Source organism: Pseudomonas sp. K5002 (genome assembly GCF_013386655.1).
In the GTDB taxonomy this organism is placed as follows: Bacteria; Pseudomonadota; Gammaproteobacteria; order Pseudomonadales; family Pseudomonadaceae; genus Aquipseudomonas.
Genome location: NZ_JACARK010001009.1, coordinates 1 through 335 on the forward strand (window position 1 = coordinate 1; position 335 = coordinate 335).

Here is a 335-nt window from a genome sequence, read left to right on the forward strand (position 1 = left end):
CCCATCCAAACCAAAAGCGACCCCCTCCGTTGACGCCCCACCCCAAACCCCTATTAAGTACTATTAATCCGCATTAATAGGATCAATCAAACACCATGCTAAGCCGCCCGTTGCGCCGCAAACGCCAGAAGCTCTCCGACGTGATCGTCGAGTCGGTCAAACGCTCCATCGTCACCGACGCCCTGAAGCCTGGCGACCGCTTGCCCACCGAACGCGAACTGATGGAAAGCTTCCAGTGCTCCAAAGGCTCCGCCCGCGAAGCCCTCAAGGCGCTGGAAGTCGAAGGCCTGGTCAACACCCGCACCGGCCCGAGCGGCGGCGCCTATCTCAACCAG

1 protein-coding gene is annotated in these 335 nt (G+C 60.3%); it reads left to right on the plus strand.

Going from position 1 to position 335, the window contains the following annotated elements; translation table 11 throughout:
• Positions 1-95: 95 nt before the first annotated feature.
• On the plus strand, positions 96-335 hold a 240-nt coding region (locus tag HX846_RS32495), incomplete at its 3' end, for a FadR/GntR family transcriptional regulator (protein ID WP_178966982.1).